The organism is Chlamydia gallinacea 08-1274/3 (genome assembly GCF_000471025.2).
Taxonomy (GTDB): domain Bacteria; phylum Chlamydiota; class Chlamydiia; order Chlamydiales; family Chlamydiaceae; genus Chlamydia; species Chlamydia gallinacea.
Genome location: NZ_CP015840.1, coordinates 277,063 through 292,391, shown reverse-complemented (window position 1 = coordinate 292,391; position 15,329 = coordinate 277,063). Strand labels below are relative to the sequence as shown.

Sequence of the window (15,329 nt, the reverse complement as noted above, 5' to 3'; positions counted from 1 at the left end):
GGGGAGAGAACTACTCAGAATCTTGTAGATTCGATAAAGAACTTGATCAGTACAATTTCTTAGTATTTCTTAACATTCAAATTTCTATAAGACGCCTCCCCCTTAGAGGAAGAATCTTACTTTATTAAGCTTCTTAATAATTATCAGCGTATATTTATTTTTTTAATCGTTTGTGATATAATTAATTAGTTTTAATTTTAATTTTTTAATAAAGTAATGAAAAAGTCTATCTATAAGTATGGTTTTAGTGGTTTATTATTTCTCGTGAGCTTGAGTGGTTGCTGCTTGAACCCTTATGGATCCAAGCAGTCCTCAAAAAACTCACGTGATATAAATCAAGAATCTGTTACACTACACAGTAGTGAAAACAAAACTCCTCGTTCGCGAAGATTATTTTCGCGACGTAGTCAGAAAAAGAGTACGTCTCAAGTGCAGATGAATTTTAAGAAATACGAAGATCAGGTAACAGAGCAGGATAAAAAAGATATTTCCTTTGTCGTAGCGGCTGCTGCTGAAAAATCCTCAATATCTTTAGCTATGTCTCAAGCTGAGCTTAAGACAGCGTTGCATCGTATTAAAGAATTGCATCCCCTAGCTTTGTTAAAATTTGTAGCTGAAAATTCCTCATTGATTGAAGGTATGAAAAAAATGCAGAGCCGAGATTGGATCTGGAACATGTTTCTGAACGAGCTAAAAGAGGTATTTTCTCAAGCTGTAGCACAGGGAATTATCAGTGATGAAGATATTAACGACTTCGCTTCTTCTCTCCATCTGGATAAAGAGATTGTTTCTTCTGTTGTTCAAGGAGAGAAATGGCCCGAGCTTTTGGATATGGTAATGCAAATTTCTTAGTCCTAGCTAAATCACGTGCTTTTTTAAAAAAGAAGCTAATGATTTCTTTTATAAGACAATTGAGTTCAAGATTGTTAACACGTCTAGTAGCGTATTTCTCACATGAAAATTAGAAATCTTCCCTTGCTGGTAAGAGTATAATCCTTCTATGTAGATTCATATTGTTGTAATGGGAGATAAAAAAGTTACTCTTCTTATATTGAATGAAGAACCTCAGATTGGTATTTTGCAAAACTAGAAATGCGATGCTTATTGGAGATATGCTATGCAGTTACTTTCACCAGAATTTTCCTATGGACAACCGATTCCACGAAAATACACGTGCCAGGGATTAGATATTTCCCCTCCCCTAATATTTAGTGAAGTACCTTCAGAGGCTAAAAGTTTAGCCTTATTGGTTGAAGATCCTGATGTTCCAAGTTATGTCCGAAAAGATGGTTTATGGATCCATTGGATTGTATACAACCTTTCTCCGTCCATAACTAATCTTGCAGAAGGCGCGAATATTTTTGCTGTTCAAGGATTGAATACGTCAGGGAGCGTAGGCTATCAAGGCCCTTGTCCTCCAGATAAAAAACATCGCTATTTCTTCTATCTCTACGCTCTTGATGTAATTTTACCAGAAGAAGAAAACGTGACCAAAGAGCAGTTGCTGGAGGTCATGGAGGGACATGTTTTAGAAACTGCGGAGTTAATGGGAACATATGAACAAAGTTAAATCAGCTATTCTTCTTCAGGAATAAATTCCGCACGCTTTCTGCGATGTTTCCAGTATAGAGGGCCGTAGTGATAGCAAAGTTCCTCACCGGCTTCTATAGTTTGCATGGTGCGTATAATGATATGAAATAATCCATCTTGAAAAACACCAATAGCCTCGACATTAGGTTGATCACTATGATTAATAAAGCGTGTGAAGTTCCCTTGGGAACCACTATCAATGGTGAAGTATTTCCAAAACCCTGGAGAAAGAGGATAACGAAAACAGTAATCATTTTCATCTAACCAAATGGCTTGGCGATAGCGAAGTATCCCTGTGTATTCGCCTATGTAAGTCCATGCAGGAATTCTTTCTCGAGCAAAGACTCCATAACCTATATACGCATTAATCCAACATATAGCAATAGGGGGCATGGGTGGCGTGATTAGATCACGTTTATGTAGCTCCCCTAACCATTTGGCAAGAGGAGAAATTGAATGTTTTTTTTGAGCCTTACGGCATAGTTTACGTACGTGTGCCTCTACTTGCCAACTTTTAAAGGTAAGGTAAGGAAGAAATTGAAAGTTTAATAATTGACAGGCCCTTTGCATAGTGTAAGGGCTGCTTTCTTTCCAGTGATGATTTAAAGAAATGTATATAGTTTTCATTTAGAGAAGATGTAAATTTCATACGTTTGTTAAAGATCCATTGAAGTAAATGGGATCAGATGTTTTATGTTTTTCCGCAATTACAGGGATCAAGGACGTCACGTTTTCTATCAAAGAACATACTGTAGATACAGCGAGTTCAGGTGAATTCGATTCACTAGATAGATGGGCAAGATAGATTTTCTTTATTTTAGGAGTAAGAATTTTCTGTAATAAGGTGCCACATTCTTGATTTGAAATATGACCCAATTTGCTTAATACACGTTTTTTGTAGATATCAGAGCGCGAAGATTCATGTACCAATTTAGGATCATGGTTGGCTTCTATAAACAAGTAGTCACAATCGTAAAGTTCGTGGATAATCCATGAAGTTATCCAGCCTAAATCAGTACAAAATCCAAGCTTCTCTTGATGATAATGAAAAACAAAACCTACAGGATCGATAGCATCATGAGGAACATTAAAGGTTTGAATGTGTAAATCATAAAAAGAAAATTTCGATCCTGTAGAGAAAATCTTAAATATTGGATGAATGCCTAGAATCTGGCATAAACTACGAGCAGTTTCTAAATTACAGATAATGGGAGTATTATACGTTTTAATGAAGCTTTTAATTCCGGAAATATGATCGGAATGTTCATGAGAAATAAGAATAGCTTGAATGTCTTCAGGATGAACATTTATGGAAAGAAGACCACGAGTGACCATTTGCTTGCTAATTCCTAAATCTATTAGAATTTTACAAGATTCTGTCCCCAAATACGTACAATTTCCCTTGGAGCTCGAAGCTAAAGGAAAAAAACCTTCCATAAACTATCCTTCTTGTGGGGGCATTTGTATTAATACTTGGCGGGGCTTAGCTCCTTCTGAGGGACCAATGATTCTTTCTTCTTCAAGTTGATCTATCAAGCTCGCAGCTCTAGCATAGCCAATTTTTAGTTTCCGTTGTAAGAAAGTCGTGGAGGCATTTCCTGTCTGAAGAACTAAGGTTTTTGCTTGATGGTATAAAGGATCTCTCTCCTCACTATTTGTGGGGACAGTTGTTTCATAAGTATCAAATGAAGGAATCACATACTTTGTTAGGAAACGAGAACACAGATCTTTAACGACTTTATTAATATCTTCGTCACAAATATAAGCTCCTTGAAGGCGCATAGCACCAAACGAGGAAGGGGAAACAACTAACATATCACCATTCCCCATGAGATTTTCTGCTCCGGGTTCATCAATGATGATTTGACTATTGACTTTGTTCGCAACTTTAAAAGCAATTCGAGAGGGAAAATTTGCTTTAATCAAACCTGTAATTACATCGCGTGAGGGACGTTGTGTAGCTAAAATTAAATGAATACCTACGGCTCGAGCCATTTGAGCTAAGCGGATAATGGGAGTTTCAATATCCTGAGAAGAAGAAAGCAAGAGGTCAGCTAACTCGTCAATAATTCCTACAATAAAGGGCATTTTTTCTGGAATTTCTTTATCATAAGAAGCTTCAATTTCTATATTGCGTTCTCGTGAATTAAATGCTTGGATATTACGTACACCTAAAAATCGTAAAATTTCATAACGCAATTCCATTTCCTTAACTAACCAGATCAAAGCGCTATGTGCATCACGAGCTTCTGTAATGACTGGCGTTAACATGTGAGGAAGCTGGGAATAGCCTGTTAATTCTACTTTTTTAGGGTCAACAATGACTAATTTAATATCCGAAGGTAGTGATGTCATAATTAATGACATAACAATAGTGTTAATGCAAACAGACTTTCCTGATCCCGTAGTTCCGGCAATAATTAAGTGCGGCATTGTGGCTAAATCTGCTAAAAAATTCTCCCCATTTGCTTTTTTCCCAAGTAAAAGAGGGATCTGTAACTTGCGGTTACATTTTTGATAATCTTCTAATAAATCACGGAAATTTACAGGTTGGGGATAAGGGTTGGGAATTTCAATACCTACAGCAGCTTTGCCAGGAATTGGAGCGATAATTCGAATACTGGAAGCTTGTAAATTTAAAGCAATGTCATTTTCTAAAGCTTTGATTTTTTGAACCTTAACCCCTGTGTTAGGCTGGACCTCAAATGCTGCTAACGTAGGGCCAAAAGAAATATTACCTATTGCTGCTTCAATCCCAAAACTTTCTAATGTTTGTTGTAGGAGCACAGCCTTTTTTTGAAGTTCTTCATAAAGGGCTTCGGGTTTGATATTGTCGCTTTTACTTAGCAAATGGTATTGAGGTAATTCCGACTTTTCTTTTTTCAACACAGGCAGGGGAGAAGGTCGAATAATTTTTTCATGGGGATGTTGTGGTAATACTACAATTTTTGACTCTGATGAAGTAACTCGTGCTTTGTCTACAGAGGGTAGAATACGTTTTTGAGGATGCGGAGTTACAAAGATTGTTGTTGGATCTCCAGAGTCTATAGCATTTCGATGAGCAAATTGTTCATTTTCTTCCATGGGCAAAGATACCGTAGGTGTAGGAAATGAGCGTAAATGCATTTTTGTTGATGTAGGAGAAAGAACTTTAAGTGAAGGCTTAGGTAGATAATTTTGTTTATTTATGAGTCTTTTTAAGATGCTTTTGCAAATACGCCAGCAAGCATGTAGTTTGTTTTTGAGGAACTTTTGTAGGATTTTTTTTTTAATTAGAACAATTCCCCCGCAAAGATAGAAAATAGAAAAGAAGAGGATGAAAGAGAAAATAAGACCAGTACCTACAGAACCAATTAAATGTTTTAGACAGAGTGATTGGCCAGCATACAAGTTATAAAAAGGAATACCTCCTAAATAAGAAATAGGAAAATGCATTCCTAGCACGACTTTTTTGGGAAGCCGAGAGTCTAGAAATAAAGGAAGAACTCGTGCTGGGGAGAACATAGATAGAAGGATTGCAGAGCAAATAGGAATAGATGCAAACGCAAGTGCTTTACGGCGCAGAATTTTTGTTGGAGTGTTTTTAAAATGTAAGAAGGATAGCCACAAAAAATATGGGGGAATGAGGAATGAGGCTACTCCAAAACAATATAAAAGAAAAAAACTCAACAACCAACCGAATAGGCCAATCCAGTTTTGTGTGCAGGGTTGATTATTGTGAAAACTCCACAAACTTAACCCCGAGAAACATGTCAAAAATAAATAAATGCTAGCTTTTACGGTACAAGATATGGAAGGCCATAGGGAATATTTGGACTTTTGTTGCTCTTTCGCCATGAATAAACGCTAAGTTTTTAGTGGAGTGAAAATTTATTCTAATACTTGGTTATAGCAAGAATAACAAAAGAAACAAAGAAGATAAACGAGGGCGAACGACGGGGCTTGAACCCGCGACCTTCGGAACCACAATCCGACGCTCTAACCAACTGAGCTACGTTCGCCATAACGCATGGAATATTATCCCGAAAATAATATTTATCCAAGCTAAAAACCTTAATATAGGCAAGATAGCTCAATAATCAGGAAGAGATAGAGGATTTTAGTTATTGCAAGCTATCTTACTACACTATCCATATTCCCCATATTCCATAAGTGAAAGCATGTAATCAAATTTTATGTTGAAAACACAAAAGTGTTTCTTAAGACAGTTCCCAATAATGAATAAAGAAAGGGGATAGGATATTCTGAATATATATATTTTTTTTTTAATTGCATAAGGTAAGGGTTGATTATCTTTCAAAGATCAGAAAAAAATGAAAAATACGCAAAACTCGCGGCTTTCATTTTCCTGCTCAGAATATAATCAGAGGGCATAATATTTCGTCATGGTTTTTATAGTTCCGAAAAAAAATGAGTGAAATAGGTTGTGCAAAAAATAGGCTTTTTATAAGATGTTGATTTCTTCTTTTTGCGAATCACAAACGAAAGGAAGAAATAGCCCACACTTCGATGTGAGCAGGAAAATGAAGGCTTAATTGTTTAGGCTTTCTTCTTGACAATGCAAATGAGATAGAATGCAGGCCAGTAAATGCTTGTTTTGGATTTTAAAAATCCGTTAGTTTTTTAGGTTTATTTTTTTCTGAGAATTTGATCTTGGTTCAGATTGAACGCTGGCGGCGTGGATGAGGCATGCAAGTCGAACGAAATAACACTTCGGTGTTGTTTAGTGGCGGAAGGGTTAGTAATACATAGATAATCTGTCCTCAACTTGGGAATAACGGTTGGAAACGACCGCTAATACCGAATGTGGTATGTTTAGGCATCTAAAGCATATTAAAGAAGGGGATCTTCGGACCTTTCGGTTAAGGGAGAGTCTATGGGATATCAGCTTGTTGGTGGGGTAATGGCCTACCAAGGCTTTGACGTCTAGGCGGATTGAGAGATTGACCGCCAACACTGGGACTGAGACACTGCCCAGACTTCTACGGAAGGCTGCAGTCGAGAATCTTTCGCAATGGACGAAAGTCTGACGAAGCGACGCCGCGTGTGTGATGAAGGCTCTAGGGTTGTAAAGCACTTTCGCTTGGGAATAAGAAAGATTGGCTAATATCCAATCGATTTGAGCGTACCAGGTAAAGAAGCACCGGCTAACTCCGTGCCAGCAGCTGCGGTAATACGGAGGGTGCTAGCGTTAATCGGATTTATTGGGCGTAAAGGGCGTGTAGGCGGAAAGGAAAGTTAGATGTTAAATCTTGAGGCTCAACTTCAAGCCGGCATCTAATACTATCTTTCTAGAGGGTAGATGGAGAAAAGGGAATTCCACGTGTAGCGGTGAAATGCGTAGATATGTGGAAGAACACTAGTGGCGAAGGCGCTTTTCTAATTTACACCTGACGCTGAGGCGCGAAAGCAAGGGGAGCAAACAGGATTAGATACCCTGGTAGTCCTTGCTGTAAACGATGCATACTTGATGTGGATAGTCTCAACCCTATCCGTGTCGTAGCTAACGCGTTAAGTATGCCGCCTGAGGAGTACACTCGCAAGGGTGAAACTCAAAAGAATTGACGGGGGCCCGCACAAGCAGTGGAGCATGTGGTTTAATTCGATGCAACGCGAAGAACCTTACCTGGGCTTGACATGTATACGATCGCGGCAGAAATGTCGTTTTCCGTAAGGACGGATACACAGGTGCTGCATGGCTGTCGTCAGCTCGTGCCGTGAGGTGTTGGGTTAAGTCCCGCAACGAGCGCAACCCTTATCGTTAGTTGCCAGCACTTCGGGTGGGAACTCTAACGAGACTGCCTGGGTTAACCAGGAGGAAGGCGAGGATGACGTCAAGTCAGCATGGCCCTTATGCCCAGGGCTACACACGTGCTACAATGGCCAGTACAGAAGGTAGCAAGACCGTGAGGTGGAGCAAATCCTTAAAGCTGGCCCCAGTTCGGATTGTAGTCTGCAACTCGACTACATGAAGTCGGAATTGCTAGTAATGGCGTGTCAGCTATAACGCCGTGAATACGTTCCCGGGCCTTGTACACACCGCCCGTCACATCATGGGAGTTGGTTTTGCCTTAAGTCGTTGACTCAACCTGTAAAGGAGAGAGGCGCCCAAGGTGAGGCTGATGACTGGGATGAAGTCGTAACAAGGTAGCCCTACCGGAAGGTGGGGCTGGATCACCTCCTTTTAAGGATAAGGATAGTTGCCTTTTAGGCAGCTAGACTAGGTTGGGCAAGTGTTTGGTAGAGTTTGCATTCTATTTCTTTTGCATTGTCGAGAGTTTGTTTTCAAAACATTTAGTTGTAATCAAGTGTTATTGTAAATAATGGTAACAAGTATAATTCACATATAATAATAGACGTTTAAGAATATATGTCTTTAGTTAAGAGTTAACTTGCATGGATCAATAATTTACAGACCAAGTTGTTAAGAGCTATTGGTGGATGCCTTGGCATTGGCAGGCGATGAAGGATGCGTTTACCTGCAGTAATCTTCGGTGAGCTGGTATAAAGCTATGACCCGGAGGTCTCCGAATGGGGCAACCCGGTAGATTAATTGTCTACCATTGCATATTGAATACATAGGTATGCAAAGCGATACCCGCTGAACTGAGACATCTTAGTAAGCGGAGGAAAAGAAATCAACGAGATTCCCTCTGTAGCGGCGAGCGAAAGGGGAACAGACCAAACCATATTTTTAATATGGGGTTGTAGGGTCGATAATATGGGATCTTAAGTTTTAGTCGAATATTTCTGGAAAGTTAAACGATACAGGGTGATAGTCCCGTAGACGAAAAAACAAGAGACCCTATTCGATACCTGAGTAGAACTAGACACGGGAAACCTAGTTTGAATCTGGGGAGACCACTCTCCAAGTCTAAATACTAGCCAATGACCTATAGTGAACCAGTACTGTGAAGGAAAGGTGAAAAGAACCCTTGTTAAGGGAGTGAAATAGAACCTGAAACCAGTAGCTTATAAGCGGTCGAAGACCTATAGCTTCTTCGGAAGCCATGGTTGACGGCGTGCCTTTTGCATGATGAGCCAGGGAGTTAAGTTAAACGGCGAGGTTAAGGGATTTACGTTCTGGAGCCGAAGCGAAAGCGAGTTTTAATAGAGCGTTTAGTCGTTTGATTTAGACACGAAACCAAGTGAGCTATTTATGACCAGGTTGAAGCATGGGTAAGACTATGTGGAGGACCGAACCAGTACATGTTGAAAAATGTTTGGATGAGTTGTGAATAGGGGTGAAAGGCCAATCAAACTTGGAGATATCTTGTTCTCTCCGAAATAACTTTAGGGTTAGCCTCGGATATTAAGCTTTTGGGGGTAGAGCACTGAATTCTAGCGGGGGCCTACCGGCTTACCAACGGAAATCAAACTCCGAATACCAAAAGTGAGTCCGGGAGATAGACAGCGGGGGCTAAGCTTCGTTGTCGAGAGGGGAACAGCCCAGATCGCCGATTAAGGTCCCAAATTTTATGTTAAGTGAGTAAGGAAGTGATGATTCTAAGACAGTTGGAATGTTGGCTTAGAGGCAGCAATCATTTAAAGAGTGCGTAACAGCTCACCAATCGAGAATTATTGCGTCAATAATAATCGGGGCTCAAACATAAAACCGACATCGCGGGTGTGTATGTAAATATACGCGGTAGGAGAGCGTAGTATTCAGCTGTGAAGGTATACCGTAAGGAGTGCTGGAGCGGATACTAGTGAAGATCCATGGCATAAGTAACGATAAAGGGAGTGAAAATCTCCCTCGCCGTAAGCCCAAGGTTTCCAGGGTCAAGCTCGTCTTCCCTGGGTTAGTCGGCCCCTAAGTTGAGGCACAAATGCGTAGACGATGGAGTAACAGGTTAAATATTCCTGTACCACCTAAAACTATAGCAATGGAATGACGGAGTAAGTTAAGCACGCGGACGATTGGACGTGTCCGTATCACAATGAGATTGGTTAGTAGGCAAATCCGCTAACAGGAGGTCAGGTTGTGGTTAAGGGAAATCTTCGGAGGAACTGATAGTGTGGCGCGAGGCTTTCAAGAAATAATTTCTAGCTGTTGATGGTGACCGTACCTAAACCGACACAGGTGGGCGAGATGAATATTCTAAGGCGCGCGAGATAACTTTCGTTAAGGAACTCGGCAAATTATCCCCGTAACTTCGGAATAAGGGGAGCCTTCTAAGGTGATTGCATTTACTGCATGAGCTTCGGGGGGCCGCAGAGAAATGGCCCAGGCGACTGTTTAACAAAAACACAGCACTATGCAAACCTCTAAGGGGAAGTATATGGTGTGACGCCTGCCCAATGCCAAAAGGTTAAAGGGATATGTCAGCCGCAAGGCGAAGCATTGAACCCAAGCCCTGGTGAATGGCCGCCGTAACTATAACGGTGCTAAGGTAGCGAAATTCCTTGTCGGGTAAGTTCCGACCTGCACGAATGGTGTAACGATCTGGGCACTGTCTCAACGAAAGACTCGGTGAAATTGTAGTAGCAGTGAAGATGCTGTTTACCCGCAAAAGGACGAAAAGACCCCGTGAACCTTTACTGTACTTTGGTATTGATTTTTGATTTGTTATGTGTAGCATAGCCAGGAGACTATGAATGTTTCTCGTCAGGGAGGCAGGAGTCGCCGTTGAAATACTGGTCTTAATAGATTGGGAATCTAACATTATTCCATGAATCTGGAAGATGGACATTGCCAGACGGGCAGTTTTACTGGGGCGGTATCCTCCTAAAAAGTAACGGAGGAGCCCAAAGCTTATTTCATCGTGGTTGGCAATCACGAGTAGAGCGTAAAGGTATAAAATAGGTTGACTGCAAGACCTACAAGTCAAGCAGAGACGAAAGTCGGGCTTAGTGATCCGGCGGTGGAAAGTGGAATCGCCGTCGCTTAACGGATAAAAGGTACTCCGGGGATAACAGGCTGATCGCCACCAAGAGTTCATATCGACGTGGCGGTTTGGCACCTCGATGTCGGCTCATCGCATCCTGGGGCTGGAGAAGGTCCCAAGGGTTTGGCTGTTCGCCAATTAAAGCGGTACGCGAGCTGGGTTCAAAACGTCGTGAGACAGTTTGGTCTCTATCCTTTGTGGGCGCAGGATACTTGAGAGGAGCTGTTCCTAGTACGAGAGGACCGGAATGGACGAACCAATGGTGTGTCGGTTGTTTTGCCAAAAGCATAGCCGAGTAGCTACGTTCGGAAAGGATAAGCATTGAAAGCATCTAAATGCCAAGCCTCCCTTAAGATAAGGTATCCCTATGAGACTCCATGTAGACTACGTGGTTGATAGGTTGGGTGTGTACGCACAGTAATGTGTTTAGCTAACCAATACTAATAAGTCCATTGACTTGGTTTTTGTCATAAGAAGAGCCCTATAGGCTTTTCAAATGAAATAGAACGATCAATGTAAGTTACGCTAAAGACGTTCTTATGCGTCTATTAGTATACGTGAGTTTGCGTTACAAGAGTTTGCTTGGTGATAATGGAAAAAGGGGTACACCTGATACCATTCCGAACTCAGAAGTTAAGCCTTTTATCGCCGATGGTACTATACACAAGAGTATGGGAGAGTAGGTCGTTGCCAAGCTTTTATTTACCGTAATTCTTAGATTTTCAAAAAGAGAGCATGTAATATGCTCTTTTTTTTTGTCTTGATATTTTTATATTGTGTGAGAACGATCAATGTAAGTTACGCTAAAGACGTTCTTATGCGTCTATTAGTATACGTGAGTTTGCGTTACAAGAGTTTGCTTGGTGATAATGGAAAAAGGGGTACACCTGATACCATTCCGAACTCAGAAGTTAAGCCTTTTATCTATACGTATTGTTGGTTTCAATATTTCTAGGTGCTTAGAGGCTATTAAGCTGTCTAGCTAGGTTTTACAAGTGATTTTTATTCTTTAAGTAAAGCGTTACCAATTTCTCTATTTAGAATTCTATACTCTAGAAAAGATGAAGGTTTTCTTGTTACGAGAGCATACAAAGTAACGAGAAAACCTTCTTGTTTTTATATAAAGCTTAACTTCCAAAATCATCAAGAATAATTGAAGAGCGCTCAACGCCATAATTATCTAACAATGTTAAAATACTGCTATTGTGCAGTGGTGGACCACATACATAGTATAGGTAATCTTCTGGATTTTTTAATTTGCTTAATTGTCCAACTTCGAAAGCTCGAAATAAAAAATTCGTTTTTTCAGGATCGTCTTTTGGCCAACCTGAAGCAAGATCCTCAGGAAGAGGTTCTGATAAAACCAAATGATAGTGGAAGTTAGGAAACTCTTTGTCTAGTTTTTCATATTCTTCTTGATAGATGTTTTCTTTTAAAGAACGGGCCCCATACCACAGTGTAATTTCTCTTTGTGAGTGTTTATCTAATAATAAATCTAAAATATGACTTCTGCCGAATGAGGACCCTGCACCACCAATAAGAAAGATTAAAGGGCGAGCATTATCTCGCATAAAAGATTCCCCGTAGGGCCCAGATACAGTGATTTTATCTCCAGGTTTTAAAGAAAAGATGTAGGAGGAACATACTCCCCAAGGAATATTAGGATCTGGGGCATTGTTAACTATGGGAGGGGTAGCAATACGAATATTGAATTTAATTAAAGGAAGTTCTGCAGGATAGGAAGCTAGTGAATAAGCCTTATTTGAAGAATTGGCCTCTAAGGAACTATTATTGATTGTTTTATCGAATAAATGAAACTTCTCCCAATCACTATAATATTCGGGAGACATTGTTTGTTTCCAATCTGAAGTCTGTGTTTGATATGGAGGTACGCTAATTTGTAAATATCCTCCAGGCTTAAAAGGAATAAGATGATTAGAATCAATAGAGACTACAAGCTCTTTGATAAAGGTAGCTACATTGTTATTAGAAATTACCGTCCCCTCCCAAGAAGAGGCATGTAAATAGCGTTCTTCTATTTCTAAACTTAAATCATGCTGCACTTTAGTTTGGCAAGAAAGACGCCATCCCTGCTCTATTTGCTTTTTAGAAAAAGTAGCTAGGTCTGTTTCTAAAGGTGAATCCGCATTTTTTATGATTTTTACCTTACATTGTTTACAGGTTGCTTTGCCTCCACAAGGAGAGGGAATCGGTATACCAGAATCTAAGAGAGATGATAAAAGTATGCGCCCACTGGGTACTGTTTTTGTTAGTGAATCATCATTATTGATTTTTAGTTTGCACGGGTGCTCTTTGATGAGAAATTTACGAGCTAAAAGAATAATTCCGGAAAGCATCAAGCCTATAATAGAAAAGGCAACACTCGCAACACTAATGAAATATAGACCTGAAAGCCAAGCCATGATCGTGAAAATCCCTGATGTTATGAATAGCTTATAGGGTCAAGTTATAACTTGGCTTATAAAAAATCAATGTAGATCTCTTTTCTATAGTAGAAGGCAACTCTCTGTATTTTAAAGTGCTTATGCCTTGGTGCCATCAGGTTTGAATACTTCAGAAATAGCAGCTTTTAGTATTTCAATTTTCCCGGAAGCTATGTTGAGTACTACAGTATGTTCACGAATTTCATCTATAGTACCTACAATACCCATAGCTGTAACTTTATCCCCACGAGAAAGCTCGTTTCTACGTTTCTCCATAGCTTTTCTACGTTTTTGTTCGGGTCGCCATAAAATGAAATAGAAGAATAAAATAGCAATCCCTAGCATAATAGCGGGTTGGGCAAAGGTATTTCTCCCAGAAGTGCTATCTTCATTTGCTAAGAGAGGAAAGCTTCCCATAAATAAAGTAAACATGAATAAATGTGCGAACATTCCACCACCTGTACATCTATTAATTCAGAGAGAAGGTTAACACATTGGGAAGAGTACGTTCAATGCTTTTCCTGGGAGTCCTTTGCTTCTAGTAAAATAATATTTTCTAAATGGGGAGAATGTGGAAATTGATCTATAGGTTGCATTTTTTTGATTGAGTACCCTTCTGCAATTAAACGACAACATTCTTCAAATTGTACTTTGGGATTACAAGAAACATAAATAAGTTTTTTTGGAGCAATTCTTAAAAGATATTTCAAAGTTTTGTTTTGCATGCCACAACGCGGAGGATCGATAATAACAACATCAGGAGGGGGACAATCTTGTTGGCGTTTACAGAAAGTCTGAACATTTTCTAGATACACTTCGACACGAGATTGTTTGTTATTCATAATGATATTTTCTTTTGCCGAGGCTACGGAGTCGGGAATAATTTCTATGCCAATGACTTTTTTTACATAGGTAGAAAGCATGATTCCTATTGTTCCTGTGCCGCAATATAGATCTACTAAGGTTTCATCACCTTGGGGCTGTATGAACTCTTTAATGACTTCGATAATCTTTTCATTTTGCTGAATTTGGGGTTGAAAGAAACTTCGTGGGTGAATGTAAAAAGTCGCGGAATTTTTATCTTTAGGTAATGTTAATTTTTGTGTAATAAAAGCATTACCATGCAAAAGATGGGAGCGGAAATATGTTGGTGTATTTACTTCACTACATTTTTCTTCCCAGATAATAGATGTTATGGGTAGAGAGGAGTTGACAAGAGAGCATTTCCATTGTTCTATGATTGCTCTGTCCACAGAATACTCTTTTCTTGCGGATGTAGTAAGAATGGTCATAAGGTGGTGTTCAGGACCTCCAATGCGTATTGTAAGTGTGCATAGCGATCCTTTATTTTTTGGAGGGTAATATGCTTGGAGTTCTGGATAGGCTTTCCACCAAGATCGTGTTAAGCGAAGAATTTCCATAGCATCTTTATGAATCATAAGACAATCTGTAATGGGAATGCCTTTTTTAGGTTTAGTAGGGGTAATAAATCCTAAGCTTTTTTCTCCTTCATATGTTTGATGAAAAGAAAATTCCATTTTATTTCTTCCTCCTAAAGTGGGAACACAAGGAAGGACCGGAAGAATATTTTTATCTGAAAAAATAGGAGAAAATAACTGATGGAGAAGGCGTTCTTTTATTTTTAAAGAATTTTGATAATCAGATTGTGGTGAGGAACATCCTCCACAAATAGGGAAGTGTTTACAATTGACTTGCATGGTTATAGCAAACTCCAAAGTCAATGATGCTACCATATGTTCAGGAAAATTACGCTAGGAAAATCTATATGCTACTTCAGAGAACGTAGGATCAGAGAAAAGGGAATAATAGTTTAAATAAAAAAGAGGATAATTGTAAAAAAATTATAATTACCCTCTCAAAACCAAGATAGGGGGAAAGAAGTTATTTTCTTAAGAGATGGGATTTAGAACCTTTTTTTGTTTTTACAGCAGCTTTTTTTGCTGAGGTTCTTGCTTTTGGTTTTGCTTTTGCTTTTACAGCAGTTTTTTTTGCCGGAGTTTTTGCTTGTTTTTTGGCAGCAGTTTTTTTTGCTTTAGCTGCAGGTTTACGTTTCATCAAACCAGCTTTTTCAGCTTTGATTGATTCTTTTCGGTATAGTTTTGCAATTTTTTCTAATTTAATAGAGTCTGTACGAACTCTTTGAGCTGCTGCTTTATTTCCTTTTTCGGCTTTGTCTAAATCATGCTGGATACTTTCCAACAGATCCCTCATTTTTTTTGCCGTATCTTTTAGCGCCATGAAAAGCGTCCTCTAGTTGTAGTTTTAAACTATTTTTACTTGTTTTAATTTTTAATTAGTTTGTTTGTTCAAATTCATGCAACATTTTTTTTAGAGAAAACAATAGAGATAATCCTCAATGGATTTTTATATGGAATATAGTTCTTTG

General features: G+C 39.3%; 9 protein-coding genes, 1 tRNA gene and 4 rRNA genes. 6 read left to right on the top strand and 8 right to left on the bottom strand.

Translation table 11 applies throughout. From position 1 onward, the window contains the following. Positions 1–216 precede the first annotated feature (216 nt). Positions 217–852 carry a DUF8085 domain-containing protein gene (locus M787_RS01285; RefSeq protein WP_021828656.1) on the top strand — a complete coding sequence of 212 codons (636 nt, stop codon included), beginning with the start codon at positions 217–219 and terminating at the stop codon, positions 850–852. Positions 853–1,117: 265 nt separating this feature from the next. Further along, positions 1,118–1,570, top strand: coding sequence for a YbhB/YbcL family Raf kinase inhibitor-like protein (locus tag M787_RS01280; RefSeq protein ID WP_021828654.1), 453 nt, complete (start codon positions 1,118–1,120; stop codon positions 1,568–1,570). Positions 1,571–1,575: 5 nt separating this feature from the next. On the opposite strand, the gene M787_RS01275 is transcribed toward M787_RS01280, so the two are convergent. The 4 genes from M787_RS01275 to M787_RS01260 form a co-directional block, all read right to left on the bottom strand. Beyond that, a complete protein-coding gene (locus M787_RS01275; protein ID WP_021828653.1) occupies positions 1,576–2,217 on the bottom strand; it encodes an SET domain-containing protein in 642 nt (213 codons plus the stop codon). 18 nt (positions 2,218–2,235) lie between these two features. Further along, a complete protein-coding gene (locus tag M787_RS01270) occupies positions 2,236–3,027 on the bottom strand; it encodes an MBL fold metallo-hydrolase (RefSeq protein WP_021828652.1) in 792 nt (263 codons plus the stop codon). A gap of 3 nt (positions 3,028–3,030) precedes the next feature. Then, positions 3,031–5,427 carry an FtsK/SpoIIIE family DNA translocase gene (locus tag M787_RS01265; protein WP_021828651.1) on the bottom strand — a complete coding sequence of 799 codons (2,397 nt, stop codon included), beginning with the start codon at positions 5,425–5,427 and terminating at the stop codon, positions 3,031–3,033. Positions 5,428–5,517: 90 nt separating this feature from the next. After that, a tRNA-His gene (locus tag M787_RS01260) sits at positions 5,518–5,591 on the bottom strand. A gap of 634 nt (positions 5,592–6,225) precedes the next feature. Here M787_RS01260 and M787_RS01255 point away from each other — a divergent pair. The 4 genes from M787_RS01255 to rrf (M787_RS01240) all read left to right on the top strand — a co-directional run bounded on the left by M787_RS01255 (position 6,226) and on the right by rrf (M787_RS01240) (position 11,435). Continuing rightward, positions 6,226–7,775, top strand: a 16S ribosomal RNA gene (locus M787_RS01255). Between the two features lie 229 nt (positions 7,776–8,004). Then, a 23S ribosomal RNA gene (locus M787_RS01250) occupies positions 8,005–10,943 on the top strand. A 116-nt stretch (positions 10,944–11,059) separates the two neighbouring features. Further along, positions 11,060–11,174 (top strand): 5S ribosomal RNA (gene rrf, locus M787_RS01245). A gap of 163 nt (positions 11,175–11,337) precedes the next feature. Continuing rightward, a 5S ribosomal RNA gene (rrf, locus tag M787_RS01240) occupies positions 11,338–11,435 on the top strand. The 16S, 23S and 5S rRNA genes sit together here, the layout of an rRNA operon. 170 nt (positions 11,436–11,605) lie before the next feature. On the opposite strand, the gene nqrF is transcribed toward rrf (M787_RS01240), so the two are convergent. The 4 genes from nqrF to hctA form a co-directional block, all read right to left on the bottom strand. Continuing rightward, positions 11,606–12,901 (bottom strand): NADH:ubiquinone reductase (Na(+)-transporting) subunit F, encoded by a 1,296-nt coding sequence (gene nqrF / locus M787_RS01235; protein WP_021828650.1) that lies wholly within the window; start codon positions 12,899–12,901, stop codon positions 11,606–11,608. Positions 12,902–13,021: 120 nt separating this feature from the next. Then, positions 13,022–13,372 carry a preprotein translocase subunit YajC gene (yajC, locus tag M787_RS01230; RefSeq protein ID WP_021828649.1) on the bottom strand — a complete coding sequence of 117 codons (351 nt, stop codon included), beginning with the start codon at positions 13,370–13,372 and terminating at the stop codon, positions 13,022–13,024. Positions 13,373–13,431: 59 nt separating this feature from the next. Beyond that, positions 13,432–14,640, bottom strand: coding sequence for a 23S rRNA (uracil(1939)-C(5))-methyltransferase RlmD (gene rlmD, locus M787_RS01225; RefSeq protein ID WP_034734912.1), 1,209 nt, complete (start codon positions 14,638–14,640; stop codon positions 13,432–13,434). A 184-nt stretch (positions 14,641–14,824) separates the two neighbouring features. Continuing rightward, positions 14,825–15,181, bottom strand: coding sequence for a histone H1-like protein HctA (gene hctA / locus M787_RS01220; RefSeq protein WP_021828647.1), 357 nt, complete (start codon positions 15,179–15,181; stop codon positions 14,825–14,827). Between the last annotated feature and the right edge of the window lie 148 nt (positions 15,182–15,329).